Annotated in this window: 16 protein-coding genes and 2 pseudogenes; 9 read left to right on the top strand and 9 right to left on the bottom strand. The window is 60.1% G+C overall.

Translation table 11 applies throughout. The annotated features are described in order from the left end of the window. Nucleotides 1-900: 900 nt before the first annotated feature. Complete coding sequence (locus tag FQP90_RS06450) at nt 901-1,260, bottom strand: cupin domain-containing protein (RefSeq protein ID WP_144648861.1); 360 nt, start codon at nt 1,258-1,260, stop codon at nt 901-903. 294 nt (nt 1,261-1,554) lie between these two features. Between FQP90_RS06450 and FQP90_RS06455 the strand changes: the two genes are divergently transcribed. Then, a complete protein-coding gene (locus tag FQP90_RS06455) occupies nt 1,555-3,162 on the top strand; it encodes an MFS transporter (protein WP_144648862.1) in 1,608 nt (535 codons plus the stop codon). A gap of 349 nt (nt 3,163-3,511) precedes the next feature. Here the strand turns inward: FQP90_RS06455 and FQP90_RS06460 are convergent. From FQP90_RS06460 to FQP90_RS06490, 7 genes and pseudogenes are all read right to left on the bottom strand, one after another. Next, nucleotides 3,512-4,550: pseudogene (locus FQP90_RS06460) on the bottom strand (NAD(P)-dependent alcohol dehydrogenase). A 12-nt stretch (nt 4,551-4,562) separates the two neighbouring features. Next, nucleotides 4,563-4,757 carry a hypothetical protein gene (locus FQP90_RS06465; RefSeq protein ID WP_144648863.1) on the bottom strand — a complete coding sequence of 65 codons (195 nt, stop codon included), beginning with the start codon at nt 4,755-4,757 and terminating at the stop codon, nt 4,563-4,565. Nucleotides 4,758-4,769: 12 nt separating this feature from the next. After that, complete coding sequence (locus FQP90_RS06470; RefSeq protein WP_144648864.1) at nt 4,770-5,009, bottom strand: hypothetical protein; 240 nt, start codon at nt 5,007-5,009, stop codon at nt 4,770-4,772. Next, entirely contained in the window at nt 5,006-6,124 is a 1,119-nt protein-coding gene (locus FQP90_RS06475) for a tartrate dehydrogenase (protein ID WP_144648865.1), read from the bottom strand. Before FQP90_RS06475 ends, FQP90_RS06470 begins: the two co-directional genes overlap by 4 nt. Further along, nucleotides 6,121-7,668 (bottom strand): aldehyde dehydrogenase family protein, encoded by a 1,548-nt coding sequence (locus FQP90_RS06480; RefSeq protein WP_144648866.1) that lies wholly within the window; start codon nt 7,666-7,668, stop codon nt 6,121-6,123. Before FQP90_RS06480 ends, FQP90_RS06475 begins: the two co-directional genes overlap by 4 nt. 44 nt (nt 7,669-7,712) lie before the next feature. After that, nucleotides 7,713-8,990: an NAD(P)/FAD-dependent oxidoreductase gene (locus tag FQP90_RS06485; RefSeq protein ID WP_144648867.1), complete on the bottom strand. Its 1,278-nt coding sequence runs from the start codon at nt 8,988-8,990 to the stop codon at nt 7,713-7,715. A 30-nt stretch (nt 8,991-9,020) separates the two neighbouring features. Further along, complete coding sequence (locus FQP90_RS06490) at nt 9,021-9,695, bottom strand: haloacid dehalogenase type II (RefSeq protein WP_144648868.1); 675 nt, start codon at nt 9,693-9,695, stop codon at nt 9,021-9,023. A 359-nt stretch (nt 9,696-10,054) separates the two neighbouring features. On the opposite strand from FQP90_RS06490, the gene FQP90_RS06495 reads away from it, so the two are divergent. From FQP90_RS06495 to FQP90_RS06525, 7 genes are all read left to right on the top strand, one after another. Next, on the top strand, nt 10,055-10,990 hold the full coding sequence (locus FQP90_RS06495; RefSeq protein WP_144648869.1) for an ABC transporter substrate-binding protein: 936 nt from the start codon (nt 10,055-10,057) through the stop codon (nt 10,988-10,990). Nucleotides 10,991-10,997: 7 nt separating this feature from the next. After that, on the top strand, nt 10,998-11,933 hold the full coding sequence (locus FQP90_RS06500; RefSeq protein WP_242703073.1) for an amino acid ABC transporter permease: 936 nt from the start codon (nt 10,998-11,000) through the stop codon (nt 11,931-11,933). Further along, entirely contained in the window at nt 11,930-12,697 is a 768-nt protein-coding gene (locus FQP90_RS06505) for an amino acid ABC transporter ATP-binding protein (protein WP_144648870.1), read from the top strand. Before FQP90_RS06500 ends, FQP90_RS06505 begins: the two co-directional genes overlap by 4 nt. 2 nt (nt 12,698-12,699) lie before the next feature. Continuing rightward, nucleotides 12,700-13,836 carry an N-methyl-L-tryptophan oxidase gene (gene solA / locus FQP90_RS06510; protein ID WP_144648871.1) on the top strand — a complete coding sequence of 379 codons (1,137 nt, stop codon included), beginning with the start codon at nt 12,700-12,702 and terminating at the stop codon, nt 13,834-13,836. Between the two features lie 79 nt (nt 13,837-13,915). Continuing rightward, entirely contained in the window at nt 13,916-15,169 is a 1,254-nt protein-coding gene (locus FQP90_RS06515; RefSeq protein ID WP_144648872.1) for an aspartate aminotransferase family protein, read from the top strand. Nucleotides 15,170-15,194: 25 nt separating this feature from the next. Beyond that, nucleotides 15,195-16,649 (top strand): NAD-dependent succinate-semialdehyde dehydrogenase, encoded by a 1,455-nt coding sequence (locus FQP90_RS06520; protein WP_144648873.1) that lies wholly within the window; start codon nt 15,195-15,197, stop codon nt 16,647-16,649. A gap of 38 nt (nt 16,650-16,687) precedes the next feature. Beyond that, a complete protein-coding gene (locus FQP90_RS06525; RefSeq protein ID WP_144648874.1) occupies nt 16,688-17,380 on the top strand; it encodes a GntR family transcriptional regulator in 693 nt (230 codons plus the stop codon). Between the two features lie 190 nt (nt 17,381-17,570). Here the strand turns inward: FQP90_RS06525 and FQP90_RS23240 are convergent, their stop codons facing one another. After that, nucleotides 17,571-17,882, bottom strand: a complete 312-nt coding sequence (locus tag FQP90_RS23240; RefSeq protein WP_167510421.1) for a hypothetical protein — start codon at nt 17,880-17,882, stop codon at nt 17,571-17,573. 2 nt (nt 17,883-17,884) lie between these two features. On the opposite strand from FQP90_RS23240, the pseudogene FQP90_RS23980 reads away from it, so the two are divergent. Beyond that, nucleotides 17,885-18,393, top strand: a pseudogene (locus FQP90_RS23980) (glycogen debranching N-terminal domain-containing protein); the annotation flags it as partial. Nucleotides 18,394-19,040 lie beyond the last annotated feature (647 nt).

The raw sequence follows: 19,040 nt of genomic DNA on the forward strand, positions 1-19,040 counted from the left end.
CCGACGGGATGCACTTAAAATTTCGGCCGATACGAGTCCATGAGATGCTCGAGGTCGCGCGCTACATCGGCAAGAGCCCGTGTGCGCCAAGTCTGACGTGCTTGCTGGGGTTGCTTCCGGCCGAGCTCAGTTCTCCTTGAACCTCTGCTTCTCGCTGGTGATGAGGTACTCGATAGGGGGCGGGATTTACTTCCGTCTAAAGGGTCGTAAAAGAGAAGCGCCGGGGCCGCAAAGTCATCGTTAATCATGATTGCCTTTCATTTTGACTTTTCAGCAGGCCGCCATGGACGATTGGGGGCCTCCTTATCTCATATCGAACCCAAGAGGCCTCGCCGACGGTAGTTCTTACTTGCGGGTCAACCTGCTTCAGCTGCAATGGAATGATTTGAACAGATGCTATTGCAGCCAACGTGTCGGGTTCGAATGGGAAAAGCCAACCCGGCAAAATCGACATCTGCACGCGAGCGGCCCATTGCATCGAATTGCGCCGTCATGAACCGTCGTTGCAGGAAGTCCAGTTCAATTACGAGGTTCTTTCTCCAATGATGACAGGCCGCCAAAGACAGCCTCCTCCTGGTGTAATGATTGAGGTTCAACCTACGCCACCAGCCCGTGCATAAAGTCGGAACAATCGCTTCTTATCGCTCCTCCAGTATGTTTTCTGGCCGCATATATGCTGACGCGCTCAGACCTAGTTTCCCAGTCTCGAATGCGTCCTCACGGTTGGCTGTTGCCCCGTCGAACGTAAAGGGCTATTCAAGGCAGCGTACTCGCCTTCAGCACTGGCCATAAACTATTTAGTAGGCCCGCGTTGGTGAAGCGCAGTCCACAGGAAGCAGCCATGAGCGTTTTACCTCAGCGTTGGCTGCAAGCAGTCCGGCAGGCTTTCTCTCTTTCGGACTAGGATGTCGTCGTCGGTACGTTGTTGACAACCCACATCTTGCGGACGGTTTCGTGGATAGTCCACGAGCCCTCCCAGCCAGCCGGCATCACGAACAGAGTGCCCGGACCAATGTCGAAGCTGGTGCCGTCCGCTTCAGTAATGGTTGCGGACCCACTCAGTATCTGGCAGATCTCGTCGTTCTGACGCACGGAATTGGATACTCCCGGAGTTGCCTCCCAAATACCCGTCTTGAAGTCGCCCCTGGCCCAAAGGCGGAAGTCGGCATCCGTCTGACCGGGTGTAACCGAATTCTTTTTGGGGGTGTGCTCCCCTAGATCGGCTGTTGTTGTGTTGCGCATAACGATGGCCTTGACCATAACTACTCCCTCTTTACTCTTTTTTTTTTATTGAACACCGTTGTCCCGCCTCGCGGTCGGCCTTTGAAGGGGTTAGCCCTCGGATTTGCAAGCGTACGCCACAAGAAGACGCCAATTAGGCCTTCAAGAGGCAAGGCAATATTTCCAACAACGAAATAAGCGCGAGGAGAAGCCAGCAGGGCGCATCATTGCAGTCGCTTGCCCTCAACTTCACGTGCCGCTCCCGGCACAGAAGGAAAGAGAACGTCGGTTTTCCCGCATCAACACGGGGCCCGCGGAGGCGGCTCACACTGCATGCCGGACCGTACTCATCGACCGGTTTATGTTTCTTTCCGCAAAAGAAACATTGCATTGCTTGGCGTGCAGCTAATCATCTTCTTCTTATCGCATACGCTGTGGGGCATCTCATCGCACGCCCTGGAGGATCGCCTTGCACTATTCCCACCTTTTGGAGGGTTTTCGGCGCAGCATTGGCTATGGCCGGCGCGCAGCGTCTCCGGGAGCCGTCTTGGCCGCGCTTATGGTTGCCAGATTTGCGAGCCACGAGTGATTTCGAACACGAGATTCCCAAATAAGGCCAAGTCAAGCCGTCTAGGTACACGTCGAGTTGAGGCTGCCCCGCAGTTGCTTCTAGGAAGCCAACTGATTTTCAACATTGGTTTCTTTGCAGTGGTACCCTTTTTGGCTGTTGCGATGCGGAACGATTTCGGTCTGGGCGCGATGGCGGTTGGTGTTGTTCTCGGGGCGCGAACATTCGCTCAGCAGGGTCTGTTTCTCTTTGGTGGGGCGCTGGCCGATCATTGGGGGGCGAGAGAGTCGATGATCACGGGCTGCTTGGTACGTGTTTCTGGGTTCTTGCTCCTTGCGTGGGCCTCAGACTTTCCGATGTTTCTCTTCGGCGCTGTCGTCACGGGCATTGGTGGCGCGCTGTTTTCCCCCGCTATGCAGAGCCTTGTCGCAACAGCCGCAGAGAGCGGTCAGGGGAAACCGGACTATCGGAAAGAGTTGGTCGATACGGAGACATCCGCAACCCGGCCGAAGCGCGAACGTTCCTCCCTCTTTGCTTTGCTTGTGGTTTGCGGCGAAGTGGGCACCGTACTCGGCCCACTCATGGGCTCCTTACTCCTAAACACTGGCTTTGACACCTCACTGGTGACGGGCGCCGGAGTTTTTGCGTTGATGGCAGCCGTCTTTTGGCTCTTTCTGCCCAGAACCCAGCCACGTGCTTGCAGAACCAGAGCCAACACACCGAGTAATGGCAGGCCCGCCGGTCTTTGGTCTTGCCTTCGGGAAAAGAGGTTCATCGGTTTTGCTGCCTTCTACAGCGTAAATCTGCTTGCAACCAACCAACTGTACTTTGGGCTCCCGATCGAAATGGAGCGCAGCGGGGTGGGCGTAGATGCCTTGGCAGTCGTCTTTGCCTACGCCTCAATCCTGACGATTGCCCTCCAATGGCCGATCGCCGGTATCATGGGTCGCTACGGGCCCAAGCTGGCACTCCCCCTTGGATTCTTCCTTCAAGCGATGGGTTTCGCTGCCCTCGCGGTGATGGCCGTATTCCCTGCGCCATCCGCCATCCCCGTTATACCCGCCATTGCCCTGGTAACAGGCCTTGCCCTCGGAAATATGTGCGTACTGCCCGTGGCGATGGGGCTCGTCCTTGAGTTCTCCGCAGGCCGCCCGACAGGTGCATATTACGGGCTATTGGCCAGTGCCGGCGGACTCGCCGTGGTCATCGGAAACGCCGCGCTGGCCCCGCTCTACGAACACGCCGTCACTCCGTCAGCACACGCCAGCGCACCGTGGCTTCTCCTGGCCCTGACTGCAGCCATCTCAGCCGTATCGATTCGACACTTCACACCGCGGCCCCTGGCACCGAATCGCGTTCATTCATCGCCCTAAATCAAAGAAACGAAGATGACGCAAGTGAGATTTCGGTCAACACGGGAGTAGAAGTAGCTGCGAGAACTACTGTGTTTCGAGGAACCGGTTCCGCAGTGAGTCAAGCTTAGCCGTGGTCCTCCCTATCGCCTTTCGGCTATACGAGGCGTATTCGAAAACGCCATCCCCGTGAACCAGCAACTTCCGGGGTTTACCCACAGGATCTCTGCACTGCAGGCGTTCTTATCCTTGACTGTTCGGCATTGGGGTTTGCTGTGTCTACGGTATCGAGACCCAGCGGGCTGCATAACGCGCTCTAAGGCGAAGAGGCCACGGACCGCAGTTGAGTGGCAGCGACCCAGGCTCCCTGTCAACGCGTGGTGGCATCCAGGACAAACCTGAACCGGACGTCACTGGCCAAAACACGGTCGAAAGCTTCGTTGATGTGAGCACCGTCCGCCACTTCGACTTCCGCGCCAAGATTGTGGGCGGCACAAAAATCCGGAATCTCCTGGGTTTGCCGGATTTCGCCCATCTTGGATCCGCTGAGGTTTCGCCGGTCCGAGATCAGGGACCATGCGCGTTGGCTAAGGGGTTTGGACAGAAGCCCCACCAGGACCAGCGTGCCGCCAAACCCAGCAGAGAAAGGTATTGGTCCACATCGATCTCAGCGGAGACGGTGTTGATGATGAGATCGAACTTGTCCCGCAGCGCTGCGAATGTTTCAGGGTCCGACGTTGCAAAGAAGTGATCCGCTCCGAGTCGACGTGCGTCCTTTTCCTTCGTCCTGGATTGGCTCAGCACTGTTACTTCTGCTCCCATGGCGGCAGCTATTTCAGGCCCAGATGTACTAGGCCACCCATACCGACTATCGCCACCCGCTTGCCGGGTCCGGTCTTCCACTGACGTAACGGCGTATACATGGTGATTCCTGCGCACAGGAGCGGAGCAGCCGCTTGCGGCGTCAGTCCATCCGGGATCTTCAGTACGTAATTTTCATCCACGAGGATACTGGTGCTGTAACCGCCGGCGGTCGGCAGCCCATCCGACCCAGTGGAGTTATATTTGCTTGTTAATCCCTTTAGGCAGTGTTGTTCTTCTCCGGCAAGGCAGTTCATCCATTCCCGGCAGGAATCTACAAAGCATCCCACTCCGACGACGTCTCCAACGGAATGCCGCGTCACCCCTGCGCCTATGGACCCCACGACGCCGACGATTTCGTGTCCTACAACCAGTGGATATCGCACCTGAGACCATTCTCCTCGTGCGGCGTGAATGTCGAAGTGGCAGAAACCGGTGTAGAGGATGGTCAGCACCTTATGATCGCCGGGATCCCTGCGGATGATGGTCCCGGGACGACGAGGCGAGGTGGGCGACTCAACGATGTCAGCCCTGGCCTGCGAAGGCATATGGGTGTCCCTTCAGCTGGAGGTATCTTCTGGTACCTTCGAGGCGCGCCTTTCCCCCGCATGCGTGGTCCAGGCCGCCGACAGTCCTCCCCCGCCGATCGTCAGGAGCAACAGCCCGCCCACTAGATTGAGTGCGCCGTTCGCGAAGATGCAGGTGGTGCCGCCGGTAACAGCCAGGACTGCCATCACAGTTGCAAATGCACGCATGTCAAGCGTGCCTTACCAATGGCATTCGTTTTCGCTGGCGCTTCGGCAAAACTGGCACGCGACGTTCTTTTTCAAATGGGTCCACGTCTCCGATGCCTGGGTGATGCCCCGGTTGTAGCCTTTCTGCATCGGAAAGCGCTGGCGGCCCTCTTGGATGATGTCCGCGAACAGGCAGGCGTGCGATTCACCACCGCTGACGGACTGGCCGAAGTGATGGTTGGGGCGGATGTTGGTCGCTGTGTCGGTGCTCACGATGATGGCGATGCCGGTACTGCCACGGGGGTGTTGGCAGCGTCGACGGACGGAACGGCATCGATGGCGTCGATGGTGGCCAGGACCGCTGCGGTGAACTCGGAGGTGGACGATGTCCCGCCGACATCGCGGGTTCCGAGTCCTTCACGGAGGACTGACTCGAACGCCGTCTGCAGGTGACTGGCTGCTTCCGGGTGGCCGAGGTGTTCCAGCATCATTGCCCCGGACCACATCTGGCCGACAGGATTCGCGAGTCCCATGCCCGCAATGTCCGGCGCTGAACCATGTACCGGCTCAAAGAGCGACGGGAAGTCGCCTTCGGGGTTCAAGTTGGCGCTCGGAGCTACGCCGATGGACCCTGTCACAGCACTCCCGAGGTCCGACAGGATGTCCCCGAGCAGGTTGGATGCCACGATCACGTCGTAAGTCCACGGCTTCAACACCAAGTGGGCGGCCAAGGCGTCCACCAGTTCGCTGGTAAGGGTAACTTCCGGATAGAGCCGGACCGCTTCTTCAACAATCTCGTCCCAGAACGGCATGGTGTGGATGATGCCATTGCTCTTGGTGGCCGAAGTCAGTCGTCGGCCCCGTGAAGAAGCCTGGGATGCCGCGTAGTGTGCTGCCCGGGAGACTCCCAGGCGGGTGAAAATCGTCTCCTGTACGGCGCTTTCGTGCGGCTGCCCGCGGTAGATGCGTCCGCCGATTTCCGAGTATTCGCCCTCATTGTTCTCACGGACAATGAGGATATCGATCGGTTCCTTCGACGCGAGCGGCGACTTCACGCCGTCGAGCGTTTTGACCGGGCGGACGTTGATGTACTGCTGGAATTCGCGGCGGATGGGGATCAACAGCCCCCACAGCGATTCCGCGTCGGAGACCTGCGGCGAGCCGACAGCACCCAGGAAGATGGCCTCGTGCCGGGCCAGCTGCTCAAGGCCATCCTCAGGCATCATCCGGCCGTGGCGCAGGTAGTAGTCCGAACCCCAGTCGAAGTGCGTGAATTGCAGGTCCAGGGAATGAAGCCGGGCGATTCGTTCCAGGCATTCCAGTGCGGCGGGAACAACTTCCTGGCCGATACCGTCACCGGCAATAACGGCAATTTTGTGGGTGGTCATACTGCTCCGTTCGTGGTGGCGGCGAACTGCTGCCAGCCTGAGGATGTTTTAGGCAATTGGATGATGGTGTTCTTTGGTTCGGTCATTTCGCGCACGGTGTGCTTAACGCCTTCCCTTCCTACGCCGCTTCTCTTGAATCCGCCGAAGGGCATCGAGTCGATCCGCACATCACTGGTCTCGTTAATAACCACTGATCCCACGTGGAGCTTTTCCGCTATCGCCAGGGCTTCGCTGAACGATTCTGTGAAAACCCCGGCTTGAAGCCCGAACTCGGTGTCGTTGGCCGCACGAACAGCATCCTGGACCTCGATGAATGGGAGAACGCTGACCACCGGGCCGAAGACTTCTTCCCGGATCACACGGCACGCGGACGGTACGTCCGTGAGGACAGTTGGCGCATAGTGCGCACCATGCCGACGTCCGCCGACGTGGACGGTGGCACCAGCGGCCTTCGCCTCCTCCACCCAATCCTCGACGCGCCGCGCTTCTGCTTCGCTGATGAGGGGTCCGATATCTGTTGTGCGTTCCAGCTTCGGGCCGGACCGCAGCGCTTTGGTTCCGCGCACAACGTCATCAAGGACCCGGTCGAAGAGCGAAATGTGCACGTACACCCGCTGGACGGACAGGCAGTTCTGGCCAGCCACGCCGAAAGCCCCCGCCACGATCGCCTGCGCAGCTTCTCCTGCGTTCGCATCCGCGCAGACGATCGTGGCATTGTTGCCGCCAAGTTCCGAGAGGATTTTCTTGGCGCCGGCGGATGAAGCAATCCTGTCCGCCGTTTTTGGCCCCCCGGTGAAGGAGATCAAGTCCACCTGGGGGTCAGTCACAAGGGCCTCGGAAACGCCCGGGCCCGCAACGATTGCAGCCACCCGCCCGGCGGGTACTCCAGCGTCCAATAACAGCTGAATGAAGGCCAGCCCTGTCAGGGGCGTCCGTCCGGAGGGTTTAAGCACGACGCCGTTGCCTCCGATGAGCGCCGGGCCCAGCTTATGCGCCACAAGGTTCAGCGGATCGTTGAACGGCGTGATGGCTGCAACGATTCCCACAGGCTTGCGGTTGTACCAACCAAGCTTTCCCGTGCCTGCCAAGCTGTCTTCGAAAGCCAGGGTCTCGCCCTGGAGCTCTCCGGAGGCAGCAGCCGAAAGCCTGAGCGTCTCGATGCAACGGAGGACTTCGCGTTCGGCTTCGTTGATGGTCTTGCTGCTTTCTGCGGCAATGATGTTGGCGAAACGCGCCGACTGTCCGCGAAGCAATGCAGCGGCCCTTTCCAAAGACTCACGTCGCTGGCGCAGGGGCCAGTCAACCTCCTGCATGTGCCGGTGGATGTGGGCAACGGCGCGTCGCACGTCCTCCGGGGTGGACGAACAGACGGTTCCCAGCAGGAGCCCGTCTTCGGGATCCCGGACTTCGACAGTCTTGTCGGTCGTGTGCCAGGTGCTTTCAAAGAAAGCACCCCCCTGCAGGTCTGCGACCTGTGTCCGCTGGTAGGCGGTCTCTCCGGCGGATTTTGGCCGCAGCCCACCCACGGTTGTCTTTGTCGTCATCCGAAGCCTTACTGGTTGATACTTGCTGTGTTGCCTGAAGGGGGTTACTTCACGCGGTCGATGATCTTGGCTGCCGCGCCGATGAAGGGCAGGAACCACGGCGGGCCGAAGTGGCCCGGCACCGGGGGGTTCTTCAGGTCGCCCCAGACGTTCGCGGATTTGTCCCCTCCCATGTAATGGGCCATGCGCTTGCCCATGTGGGCCGCCATTTGGACACCGTGCCCGCTGTAGTTGAGCGAGTAGAACAGTCCATCGTGCTCCCCGGCGTGGACCATCTGGTCCATGGAAAGGTCCACCAGGCCGCCCCAGATGTAATCCACCTTTGCGTTGGACAGGTACGGGAAGAGTTCGAGCATGGCCTTGCGGAGAATTGTGGCACTCTTGACATCCGAGTCCGGGCTGGAAAGCGCGAACCTGGCACGGCCCCCGAAAAGAAGCCTGTTGTCCGGGGTGATCCGGAAGTAGTAGGTCAGCATCTTGCTGTCCGAGGCCATGCGGCGGTTCGGCAGGATCCGGTTGACCACGTCTTCGGGCAGCGGTTCGGTACAGATGATGAAGCTGCCAACAGGAATCACCCGGCGCTGCAGCCACGGGGTGACGTTGCCCGTGTAACCGCTGGTAGCAACGAGGACATGCTTCGCCCGTGCGATGCCGCGCGTCGTATGCACGTCATGGACCGTGCCGTTGACCCGCTTGAGTTCGGTCACGCCCGCGTTCTCGCAGATCTGTGCGCCGGCGTTGGCTGCCGCGCCGGCCAGGCCGTGGGCGAACTTGCCCACGTGGAGTCCGGCTCCCAGGGGGTCCATCATGGCGCCCTGGTAGAAGTCGGTTCCGATCTCGCTGTGGATATCCGACTTCGGAATCAGCGTGACATGGTGGTCCACGAGCTTGGCCAGCAACTCCTGGGACTTCTTGAAGCCGTCGTTGTGCGACTCGTGGTAGGCCAGAGAGAGCTTGCCGAAGCGGTTGAAGTCGCAATCGATCGCGTAGTCATGGACCAGCTTCTCGATGCTGTCGATCGCGTCGTTGTACTCGCGGAAGTACTCCACGGCACGGGCCTCGCCGTACCGCTTGACCGCGGAGCTGAAACCGATGGCGAGCCCGGTCGTGGCCATTCCGCCGTTGCGGCCGGATGCCCCCCAGCCCACGGTGTGGCGTTCGAAGACCGCGACGCTCGCGCCCTGCCGGGCGAACTCAAGCGCAGCGGACAAGCCTGTAAAGCCGGCACCGATAACCGCGACGTCGACGTTATCCGGCACGGGCGTGCTGCGGTAGTCACCGGAAGGCTCGGCTGTGTCCAGCCAGTAAGGGATGAGTTTCACGGGATGGCCTTTCGCCTCAGGAAATCGGGGTCAGAGACCGAGGTGCTTGTTGATCTCGTCGAGGGACTTCACGCTGAACATGTCGTAGCCCGTAGTGACAGGGTCATAGCCACGGTCGAGCAACACAAGGTTCCGGAAGCCCAGGTCGTGCATCGGATGCACGTCATACCGTGTGTGGGAAGAAATGTGGAGGAAGTCCTCAGGCTTGGCGTTCAAGGTGTCCAGCATGTACTCGAAGGCCTGGTAGCGCGGCTTGTAGGCCTGTGCCTGCTCCGCGGTCAGCACTGCGTGGAATTCGGCGCCGAGCTTGGGGATGCTGATGTCCAGGAAGCTGTCATCCGCGTTGGAGAGAGCCACCAGCTTGTAGTTGTCGCCCATCAGCTTCAACGGAGCCGGCACGTCATCGTGCGCAACCCAACCGCGCACGGCATCTGCAAACGCCGCCCCTGCACCTTCAGTGGGTCCGATTCCCCACCGCTTGCACACGCGATCGAAGGAGTCCTGCAGGATCTGCTCGTACGGCTTGTAGTCACCAAGGACCTCGTCAAACCGGTAGCCGCGGAACTGCCTCTTGAACTCCGGCCACTGATCCTCGGAAATGCGACCATCCAGGAGTCGACGGGTAGTTGGATCGATGTCGAAATTGATGAGCGTGCCGTAGACATCGAAGGAGATGTACTTCGGGCGGAAGTTGGTCTCTGCCATGGCAATTTCCGTTCATTCGGGAGGCGGGGCGGGTCTGCCCTGGATATGGACATGTTCAACGGGAGCGAACCAGACCGGGCTGGAGCGGCCACGGGGTTGCTGCCAGATACTCGACTGTAGAAGGGAAAATTGTCAATTGTCAACAGTTTTCGACATTCAATCCAAAATCTCAACGTAACATATCACCAAAAAGTTATCTGTGGATTGTTGACAATCGACCTCTTTAGGGGTTGCATTGCTCTTAGGTACAGGAGAGATCCTCATCACATTCCCGCTCCATCGAACATCGACGGGACGCACATAACTCTCCTGATGACTGTCACATCCTCCCCCAGCTGAAACCCTCGAAGGGAAGCATCATGAAGACCATATTCAAGGCACAGACAACGGCTGCAGGCATAGCCCTGCTGCTTGCTTTGAGCGCATGCGGAGGTGCCGCCAACAGCGACTCCGCCAGCAGTGAGTCGGCGGACACCAGCCTGACCAACAACACCAGAGACATCTCCGAGGGTGTGCAGCCTGACCAAGCCGCGGTGGCATTGTTGCCGCAGTCGATCAAGGACAAGGGTGAACTGACGGTCGCCATGGACCTTCACTACCCGCCCACGACGTTCCTGGCCGAGGACAACAGCACACCGATCGGCTTGAACCCGGACGTCGCCCGGCTCATCGCCAAGAAGCTGGACTTGAAACTGAAGTTCGTGGACACGAAGTTCGACACGATCATCCCGGGTCTGGACGGCGGACGTTTCGACTTTACCGTCACCACAATGGCCAAGACCGAAGAGCGCCTGAAGGTCCTGGACATGATCGACTACTTCAAGGCCGGCAACTCGGTCGTTGTGGCGGCAGGGAACCCGCTGAACCTATCTATGGAGACCCTGTGTGGCAAGAATGTTGCAGTGACGCAGGGCTCTACCGGTCAGCTCAAGCGCCTTCCGGCACTGAGCGAGCAGACCTGCACCTCCAAGGGCCAGCCCGCGATCAACGCTGTAACGCTGCCCAACATTCAGGAAGCTCTGACGCAGCTGCACTCCAAGCGCATCGACGGCATCCTCTATGACACAACCGCTCTCGGCTGGGCAGCCAGGCAGCAGCCGGACTCCTTCACTCTCCTGGGCCGGGTCAACGTCGGCTCCAGCGACCTATCTGCCGCCGGCCTTAAAAAGGGTTCGCCGCTGACCCCGGCTATGCAGGCGGCTATCCAGTCGGTCCTTGGGACCCCGGAGTATCAGGAATCTCTGAAGACTTGGGGCCTGGATTCAGGCGCCATCACTGACGCCAAATTGAACTAGCAGGTTCATGATGAAGCAAGCAACCCTTGACCGGAGCAGACAGACAGTGGACGGCATGGATCCCGCGTTGAAGCCGCGACTGAAGCGGCGCAGCACGTTCGAGTACGTGGCCTGGGCAGTTTCGATCCTCGTGGGTGCCGGCATGCTCTACTCCGTTGCCACCAACCCGAACTTCAAATGGGGAACGGTAGCGAAGTATTTCACGGCGGAATCCATCCTGCGCGGACTGATGCTGACGATCTTCCTCACCATCGCGAGCATGGCCCTCGGTACCCTGCTGGGGCTGCTCCTGGCCATCATGAGGGCATCAAGCGTCAAACCCATCGCCATCGCCGCGGGCGCCTACATCACATTGTTCCGTGGGACCCCTGTGCTGGTGCAGCTGATCTTCTGGTTCAACATCTCCGCCCTTTACCCGAACCTGTCTATCGGTATTCCCTTCACTGATATTGGCACCGCGATTGATACGAACGCCTTGATGGGTCCGATCACCGCCGCGCTGGTGGGTCTGACCTTGAATGAGGCCGCCTATATGGCCGAGATCGTCCGTGGCGGGTTCTCCGCCGTGGGCAAGGGACAGATCGAAGCGGCTGATTCGTTGGGGATGAGCGGTGCCATGAAGATGCGCAAGGTCATCATCCCCCAGGCGATGCCTTCCATCATTCCGGCCACGGGCAACCAGGTGATCGGCATGTTCAAGGAAACCTCCCTGGTCTCCGTCCTGGGCGTGGCCGAACTGCTCCAGAGCGCCCAGCTGATCTACGCCCGCACGTACGAGACCATTCCGCTGCTGATTGTGGCCAGCCTTTGGTATCTCGTCATGACCCTGGTGTTGAGCTACCCGCAGTCCAAGCTCGAACAGAAGTACTCGCACACCTCCGTCCGGATCCCCCGCAAATCCAAAAAAGTCACTTTGACCGCACCGGAAGGAATCGCACGATGAGCACCGCCGGTACCATCCAAGCCAGCCGCATCCGAAAGTCCTTCGGACCCAAGACAGTTCTCAAAGACGTGGACCTCGAGGTCGCCAGCGGTGAGATCTGCTGCATTATCGGCCCTTCGGGCTCGGGCAAGTCCACTCTCCTGCGCTGCATCAACGGCCTCGAAACTGTTGATTCCGGCGTCCTGAAAGTCAATGGTGAAGACTTCGGGTACTACGAAACCGATCATGCCTACCACGCCCTGCCGCCCAAGAAGCTGGCACAGCAGCGGACACGCGTCGGAATGGTTTTCCAGCAGTTCAACCTGTTCCCGAACATGACCGCCCGGGAGAACGTCATGTCCGGGCCCGTTTTGGTCAAGCGGGCGGACAAGAAGGAATCAGCCAAGCGAGCCCAGGAGCTGCTCACCAGCGTTGGCTTGGGTCAGTTCGGGGATCGCTATCCCGCTGAGCTTTCCGGCGGCCAGCAGCAGCGCGTGGCCATCGCACGGTCCCTGGCGATGGACCCTGACATCATCCTCTTTGATGAGCCCACCTCGGCGCTGGACCCCGAGAAGGTTGGTGAAGTCCTCAACGTCATGCAGGATCTGGCCAAGAGGGGCATGACCATGGTGGTGGTCACCCACGAAATGGGATTCGCCCGCGAAGTCTCGGACTCCCTCATCTTCATGGACGACGGCGTCGTTGTAGAACGAGGCGACGCCCGCGAAATCCTCAGCAACCCCAAAGAACCCCGCACGCAAGCATTCCTGAAGCAGGTCCTCTAACCATGACAGATGGAAAACTCGCCGTCATCGGCCTCGGCAGCATCGGGAGCATGGCCCTCTGGCAGGCCTCCCGACTGACGGACTCCGTTACCGGATTTGAAGCGAAGCATCCCGCCCACGGACGCAGCGCCGTCGGCGGTGATACGCGTCTGTTCCGCATGATCTACAAGGGGCATCCGGGCTACTACCCCATCATGCAGCGCTCCAAGGAACTTTGGGCTGAACTTGAGGCCGAAACCGGCCAGGACATCCTCATCCGTTGCGGAGGGCTCTCCATCGGAGCAGCAAAAGGGGCGTACCTTGCCAGCGTACTCGAAACGACCCGGATAACCGGAGCAGAGCATCATCTGTTGTCCCACCGGGAATTGGCCGAACGCTACCCCCAGCACAACCTGCGGTCCGACGACGTCGCCGTCTTCGACCCGAATTCCGGCGCCCTACGAACCGATCGGGCCGTCACCGCCGCCATTGCCGCAGCCCGGGCCAATGGCGCAACGGTCCACACCAACACGGCAATTGACAGCATCACCGAAACGGAGGTCGGCGTCGTCATCACAGCCGGTGGGGAGTCCTGGACATTTGAGCAGGTTATTGTCGCCTCGGGCGGTTGGTCCCGGCAGCTGCTGCCGGTGTACACAAAGGAACACGTCGAAACCAGGCGGGTTTTCCTTTCCTGGTTCGTAGCCCGGGAACCCAAGGAGTTCGCGCCCGAACGCTTCCCCGTTTTCAGCCGCATCTATGAAGATCGCTCCATGTATGGCGCGCCGACCGTGGATGGCGCCACCGTCAAGGCCACCCTTGACGGACGCGGCAGGCCGGCCCTGGACCCCGCAGCCATAAACCGGGAACTGTCCGTGGAAGAAATCGCCGAAACCATGGAAACCGTCGCCGAGTTCTTCCCCGGACTGGTGCCGACAGTGGTACGCGCCGACGCATTCCCGGACCTGTTCACCAGTGACCGGAACCCGCTTCTGGGATACGTGGGAGACACCGGCAGGGTCTATGCCGCTACAGGCTTCTCTGGCGCTGGTTTCAAAATGGCCTCGGGTTATGGCGAGATAGCGGCTGCTGAGGCACTCGGCAAACAGATCTTCAACGGCTTGGAGTTCGTCCGACCCCAGCGTTTCAGCCCCCGCTGAACAAACCCCGCGAAGCAATAGGCTGTGACATGCATCGCCTATTGTTGACAATCTACAGTTACTAAGAAAGTATGACGACATGGCAACTCTCAGTCCCATTTTGAAGCAGGCGACCCCCGTGGTGGTCGACTATGCGGCGGGCAGCTGGATTCACGCTACTGATGGCAAGAAGTATCTCGACTTCACCACCGGAATTGGTGTCACCAGCACCGGTCACTGCCACCCGGACGTGGTCGCCGCAGCCCGCGAGCAAGTGGGCAAGATCGTGCACGCCCAATACACCACCGTGATGCACAAGCCCCTTTTGGAACTCACCGAACTCCTTGGCGATGTCCTGCCGGAAGGGCTGGACAGCGTGTTCTACGCCACGTCCGGCTCCGAAGCCGTGGAAGCCTCCATTCGCTTGGCGCGCATGGCCACGGGCCGGCCGAACATCATCTCCTTTCAGGGCGGCTTCCACGGCCGGACGGTAGCTGCGGCATCGCTGACCACAGCCGGAACCAAGTTCCGCTCGGGGTTCTCCCCACTGATGAGCGGCGTCCATATAGCCCCGTTCCCCCACTGGTACCGGCACGGCTGGGACGAGGCAACCGCCGTCGACTTCGCACTGAAGGAACTTGACTACCTGCTGATGACCATCAGCAACCCCAGCGACACGGCCGGGTTCATCATTGAACCTGTGCTTGGTGACGGCGGTTACATCCCCACCCCGCCGGCTTTCCTTCAGGGCCTCCGGGAAAGGGCCGACCGCCACGGCATTGTGCTCATCATCGATGAGGTGCAGGCCGGTGTCGGCCGCACCGGCAGGTTCTGGGGACATGACTGGGCCGGAATCCGCCCCGACGTCGTCATTACGGCCAAGGGCCTGGCAAGCGGCTTCCCTATTTCGGCCATTGCCGCGTCATCCGAACTCATGGGCAAGGCCTGGCCTGGATCCCAGGGTGGCACCTACGGAGGAAACGCAGTCGCAGCTGCAGCCGGGGTGGCAACCCTGGACGTCATCCGGCGCGAGAACCTCGTGGAAAACGCCCTGCTCCGAGGCAACGAGCTGCGGGCGGGGCTGGACAAGCTGCAGACCGAGTTCGCCGTCATCGGCAACGTCCGAGGGCGCGGCCTGATGCAGGGCATCGAGTTCACCGCCCCGGACAATACACCCGACGCAGCCACTGCACTTGCCGTGCAGCAGGCGGCCGTCGCCGAGGAGCTCCTGCTTCTTACCTGCGGTCCCCACGGCAACGTCATCCGGGTCATACCGGCACTCAATGTCACCGCTGACGAAATCCAGACCGGCCTCGCCAGGTTTACCCAGGCGATCAAAACTGCCACGTCCTGACCACCTGCTCACTGAAAGAATTAGCATGAACTCCTCCTTTGATCCCAGCAGCTTGCGAACAGACCTGTTCATTGACGGGACGTGGCAAAAGGCTGCCTCCGGCGCCACGTTTGCGGTGGAGAACCCAGCCACCAACGAGGTCATTGCCCACGTTGCCGACGGAGGCCCGGAAGACGCCGCCCGTGCTATCGAAGCGGCCGGACGGGCCCAGGCAGAGTGGGCCAGGTCCACCCCGCGTGAGCGTGCTGACATCCTGCGCCGGGCGTTCGAACTGGTCATCGCCAACACCGAAAGGCTTGCGGCGATCATGACTGCCGAGATGGGCAAACCCTTGGCCGAAGCCCGCGGCGAGGTGGCCTACGGCGCCGACATGCTCCGCTGGTTCTCCGAAGAAGCCGTACGCGTCGGCGGAGACGCCACCGGCTCCGTGGACGGCAACACCCGGATACTGGTCACGAAGGAACCCGTTGGCCCTTCGGTCCTGGTCACGCCTTGGAACTTCCCTTTGGCGATGGGCGCCCGGAAGATCGCCCCGGCCGTTGCAGCCGGCTGCACTATGGTCTTCAAACCGGCAGAGCTGACACCCCTGACCTCCCTGGCGCTGGTGGAACTGTTCAAGGAGGCAGGCCTGCCCGACGGCGTACTCAACGTCGTGACCACATCGTCCGCTTCCGTCGTGGTCAGGACCTGGACGGACAGCGGCCTCGCGCGGAAGATCAGCTTCACCGGCTCCACGGAAGTGGGCAAAGTACTGCTGCGGCAGGCGGCAGATAATGTGATGCGCTCCTCCATGGAACTGGGTGGAAACGCACCTTTCATTGTCCTGGCCGATGCTGACATCGAGAAAGCGGTGGAAGGGGCCATGAAAGCCAAGATGCGGAACATGGGTGAGGCGTGCACCGCCGCGAACCGGTTCTTCGTCCACCGCTCCGTCCTGACCGAGTTCAGCGAAAAGTTCGCCAAGAAGATGTCTGAACTTCGCGTCGGAAACGGTGCACTGGACGGGACCGACGTGGGACCGCTCATCGAGCAAAAGGGCTTGGACAAAGTACAAAGCCTCGTCGATGATGCCGTGTCAAAGGGCGCGCGCGTCCTCACCGGCGGCGGACGCCCGGAGGGGCAGGGGTACTTCTACTCCCCCACCGTGTTGGTGGACGTTCCGGGCAACGCGCAATTGATGAGCACCGAAATCTTCGGCCCCGTCGCCGCGATCACAGCCTTCGACAGTGAAGAAGAGGTCCTGCAGCAGGCCAACGACACCGAGTGGGGTTTGGTTGGCTACGTCTTCACCGAAAGCATGGATAAAGCCTTGAAGTTTTCCGCCGGTCTGGAAGTGGGCATGGTGGGAATCAACACCGGGCTTGTCTCCAACCCCGCGGCTCCCTTCGGCGGAGTCAAGCAGTCCGGCCTCGGACGCGAAGGTGGAAAGGTGGGCATCGATGAATTCCTGGAGTACAAGTACACGGCCATAGCGGTCTAGTAGATTCGATGTGTCACAGAACGAGATGAGGGGATGTCATGGCGGCACCGGAGACGATGTTCGTATTGGAGGGCCGGCCTACTGCACAGTTGATCGCCGATCAATTAAGGGAGCTGATAGTCCAGGGAGCGTTCAGCCCGGGACAACAGGTCAATGAATCTGCGCTGGCCAGCCAGCTCAGCACCTCCCGGGGCCCTCTTCGGGAGGCTTTGCAGCGGTTGTGCCAGGAAGGAATTCTGGTCAGCAAACGGAACCGCGGGGTGTTCGTTGCCGAACTTTCCGAAGACGACATCCGCGAAATCTATGCGGTGAGGGAAGCTGTTGAGCTGGCTGCCGCCACTACGCTTCTTGACTCGGGACAAGACAAAATTTCCGACACCTGCCGTGTGCTTAAAGGAATCATCAAGAACATGGCAAAGCAGGTTGCCGCTTCCGACTGGCAGGCGCTGGCCCGGCTGGACATGGAATTCCACACTGCCTTTGTCTCCGGCACGGGGAACACGCGGCTCATCAGGATCTACCAGACCCTGGCAGCGGAGACGCGGATGTGCATCCTCAGCCTGGAAGTTGCCTACCCCCGGATAGACGCGCTCGTCCAGGAGCACCAATTGATCCTCGACCATCTGGAAGCTGCGGATCGCCAAGGCCTGCAAAAGGCCATCAAACGGCACATGAAAAAAGCCGTGGAAGACCTGACCTCCACGCCGGAAGTGACGGAAATTACCGCCTAGCAACTCCCGCCGCGGAACACTGAGGCGTCAGCATCCAAACTGAGCCTTGAAAAGGGCCTCTGCCTGGTATGGACCGGGCAGAGGCTTTTCTGCGCATAGCCCTAGTAATTGTCAACAATTTACGATAGTCTTAAGCGTGACTTTCTCTGACTCTTCCAGTGCCCGAAGCAGGCGAACTGCGCTTTGGACCTCACTTGAACCAGGCGACAACGTACTGCTCCGCATGCACGGGTTTGTTCATCATCGAGGCACCGTAGATGACCGCACCCAGGACGGATCCACGATTTGGGTTATAGACCGGCTTGGGGATCGGAGGTTGTTCCACATCGAGGATGATCTTGAGCTTGACCTGGCGCCACGCACTTAGACTGTTCCGGCCCAAATCGAGGGAATCTTGCAGGAGTAGCGTCTGGTTGAAACACCAGTCCCTGCGGACGACTGCGTGATGCTCCGCCGCCGCTTCCAAGAACCCCACGTCCGTCGCCAGGGTCCGAACCCCCATCCGCTGAACATCTCGGGCGACACAATCCTGCCGCTACCACAACGGCTCTGCATGGCCGCGGGACAACGCCGTCATCGCTGCCGGTAACTGGCTTCATCAACGAAGCTCAGCGCATCGCTACTGCCCTATTTGGAGGCAGCCGACTACTCAGGCGGCCTTCCTGAACTTTTCTGCGGTTTCAGTCGGGACAACTACGGTGAACCGGATCCCCGCCAGCCTGCCTGCTCGCCGCAAGCGTGGGTCGCAACCACTCCCAGCCAGCTGATCACCAGTCTCATGCGCTACAACGCGCACGTCTCTCGCGGCAGATTCTGGATGAAGCGGCACCTCCCACCCCCCTTTGGCGATCTGCACACGACCCAACGCCCCCCCACAGCCGAGGGGACGAATGGCGATCGGCATCACCGGCTCCATGCCCGAAGTACGGGGGCCTCCTGAAGGCATGGTGTTCCACCGAGGGCGCCGTCCATGGATGGCCGAGTTTGTGGAAGAGGCATCACACAAGTATTGAGGACGGGCTTGAACTGCTCAAGGAAACCGGGGTCAAAGCGCGCCGGAGCGCCCAGGTGCCTGGGCGGGCTTGAGGATCCACAGGACAGCTGTCCCACCCACTGCCGGCATAATCTCACCTTTGACTATCAGCCTGGGCATTGCGTCGCTTCCAGCGGCGGTCCACCAACCCGATACAGGGCAATAGTGCCCTGTTCGCGATGTCTCGCTTCGTGTCCCGAGCATTCCACACACTGGCCGCTTCTTCATGGCAAACCTTTCGTCTACGCGGGCCCGAACCCGCTGGCTTCGGAAGTGCTCTCATTCTAACAATTGTCAACAATTGACGATAGTCCTTTGGTTGGAATGCGTGTTTGCGCGAGGCGTGCACCTTAGGGCTGCACTATTTGCCTGGGTACCAATAACGCGCCGATTCTGCCGGGGCAGACCTCGCATGGAGAGCGGCGGACCCGGTCGGGCGGCGAGGGATCCAAGGGCGTGCAAGACCACGCCTGGGCCAGAGCGCGAATCAACTATGTCGAGGACGAGGGTGTGGAGCAGTGGTACTGGTCCGCCGTTCGCTGGCCAAGAGAGACTAACTCGCCTGTTTCATCTGCCACGCGCCCGCGTCACCCTAACCAGATGGCCTGTTTCGCCGGGAACCGCTGG

Origin of the sequence: Paenarthrobacter nitroguajacolicus (assembly GCF_007786235.1) — a bacterium.
Taxonomy (GTDB): domain Bacteria; phylum Actinomycetota; class Actinomycetes; order Actinomycetales; family Micrococcaceae; genus Arthrobacter; species Arthrobacter nitroguajacolicus_A.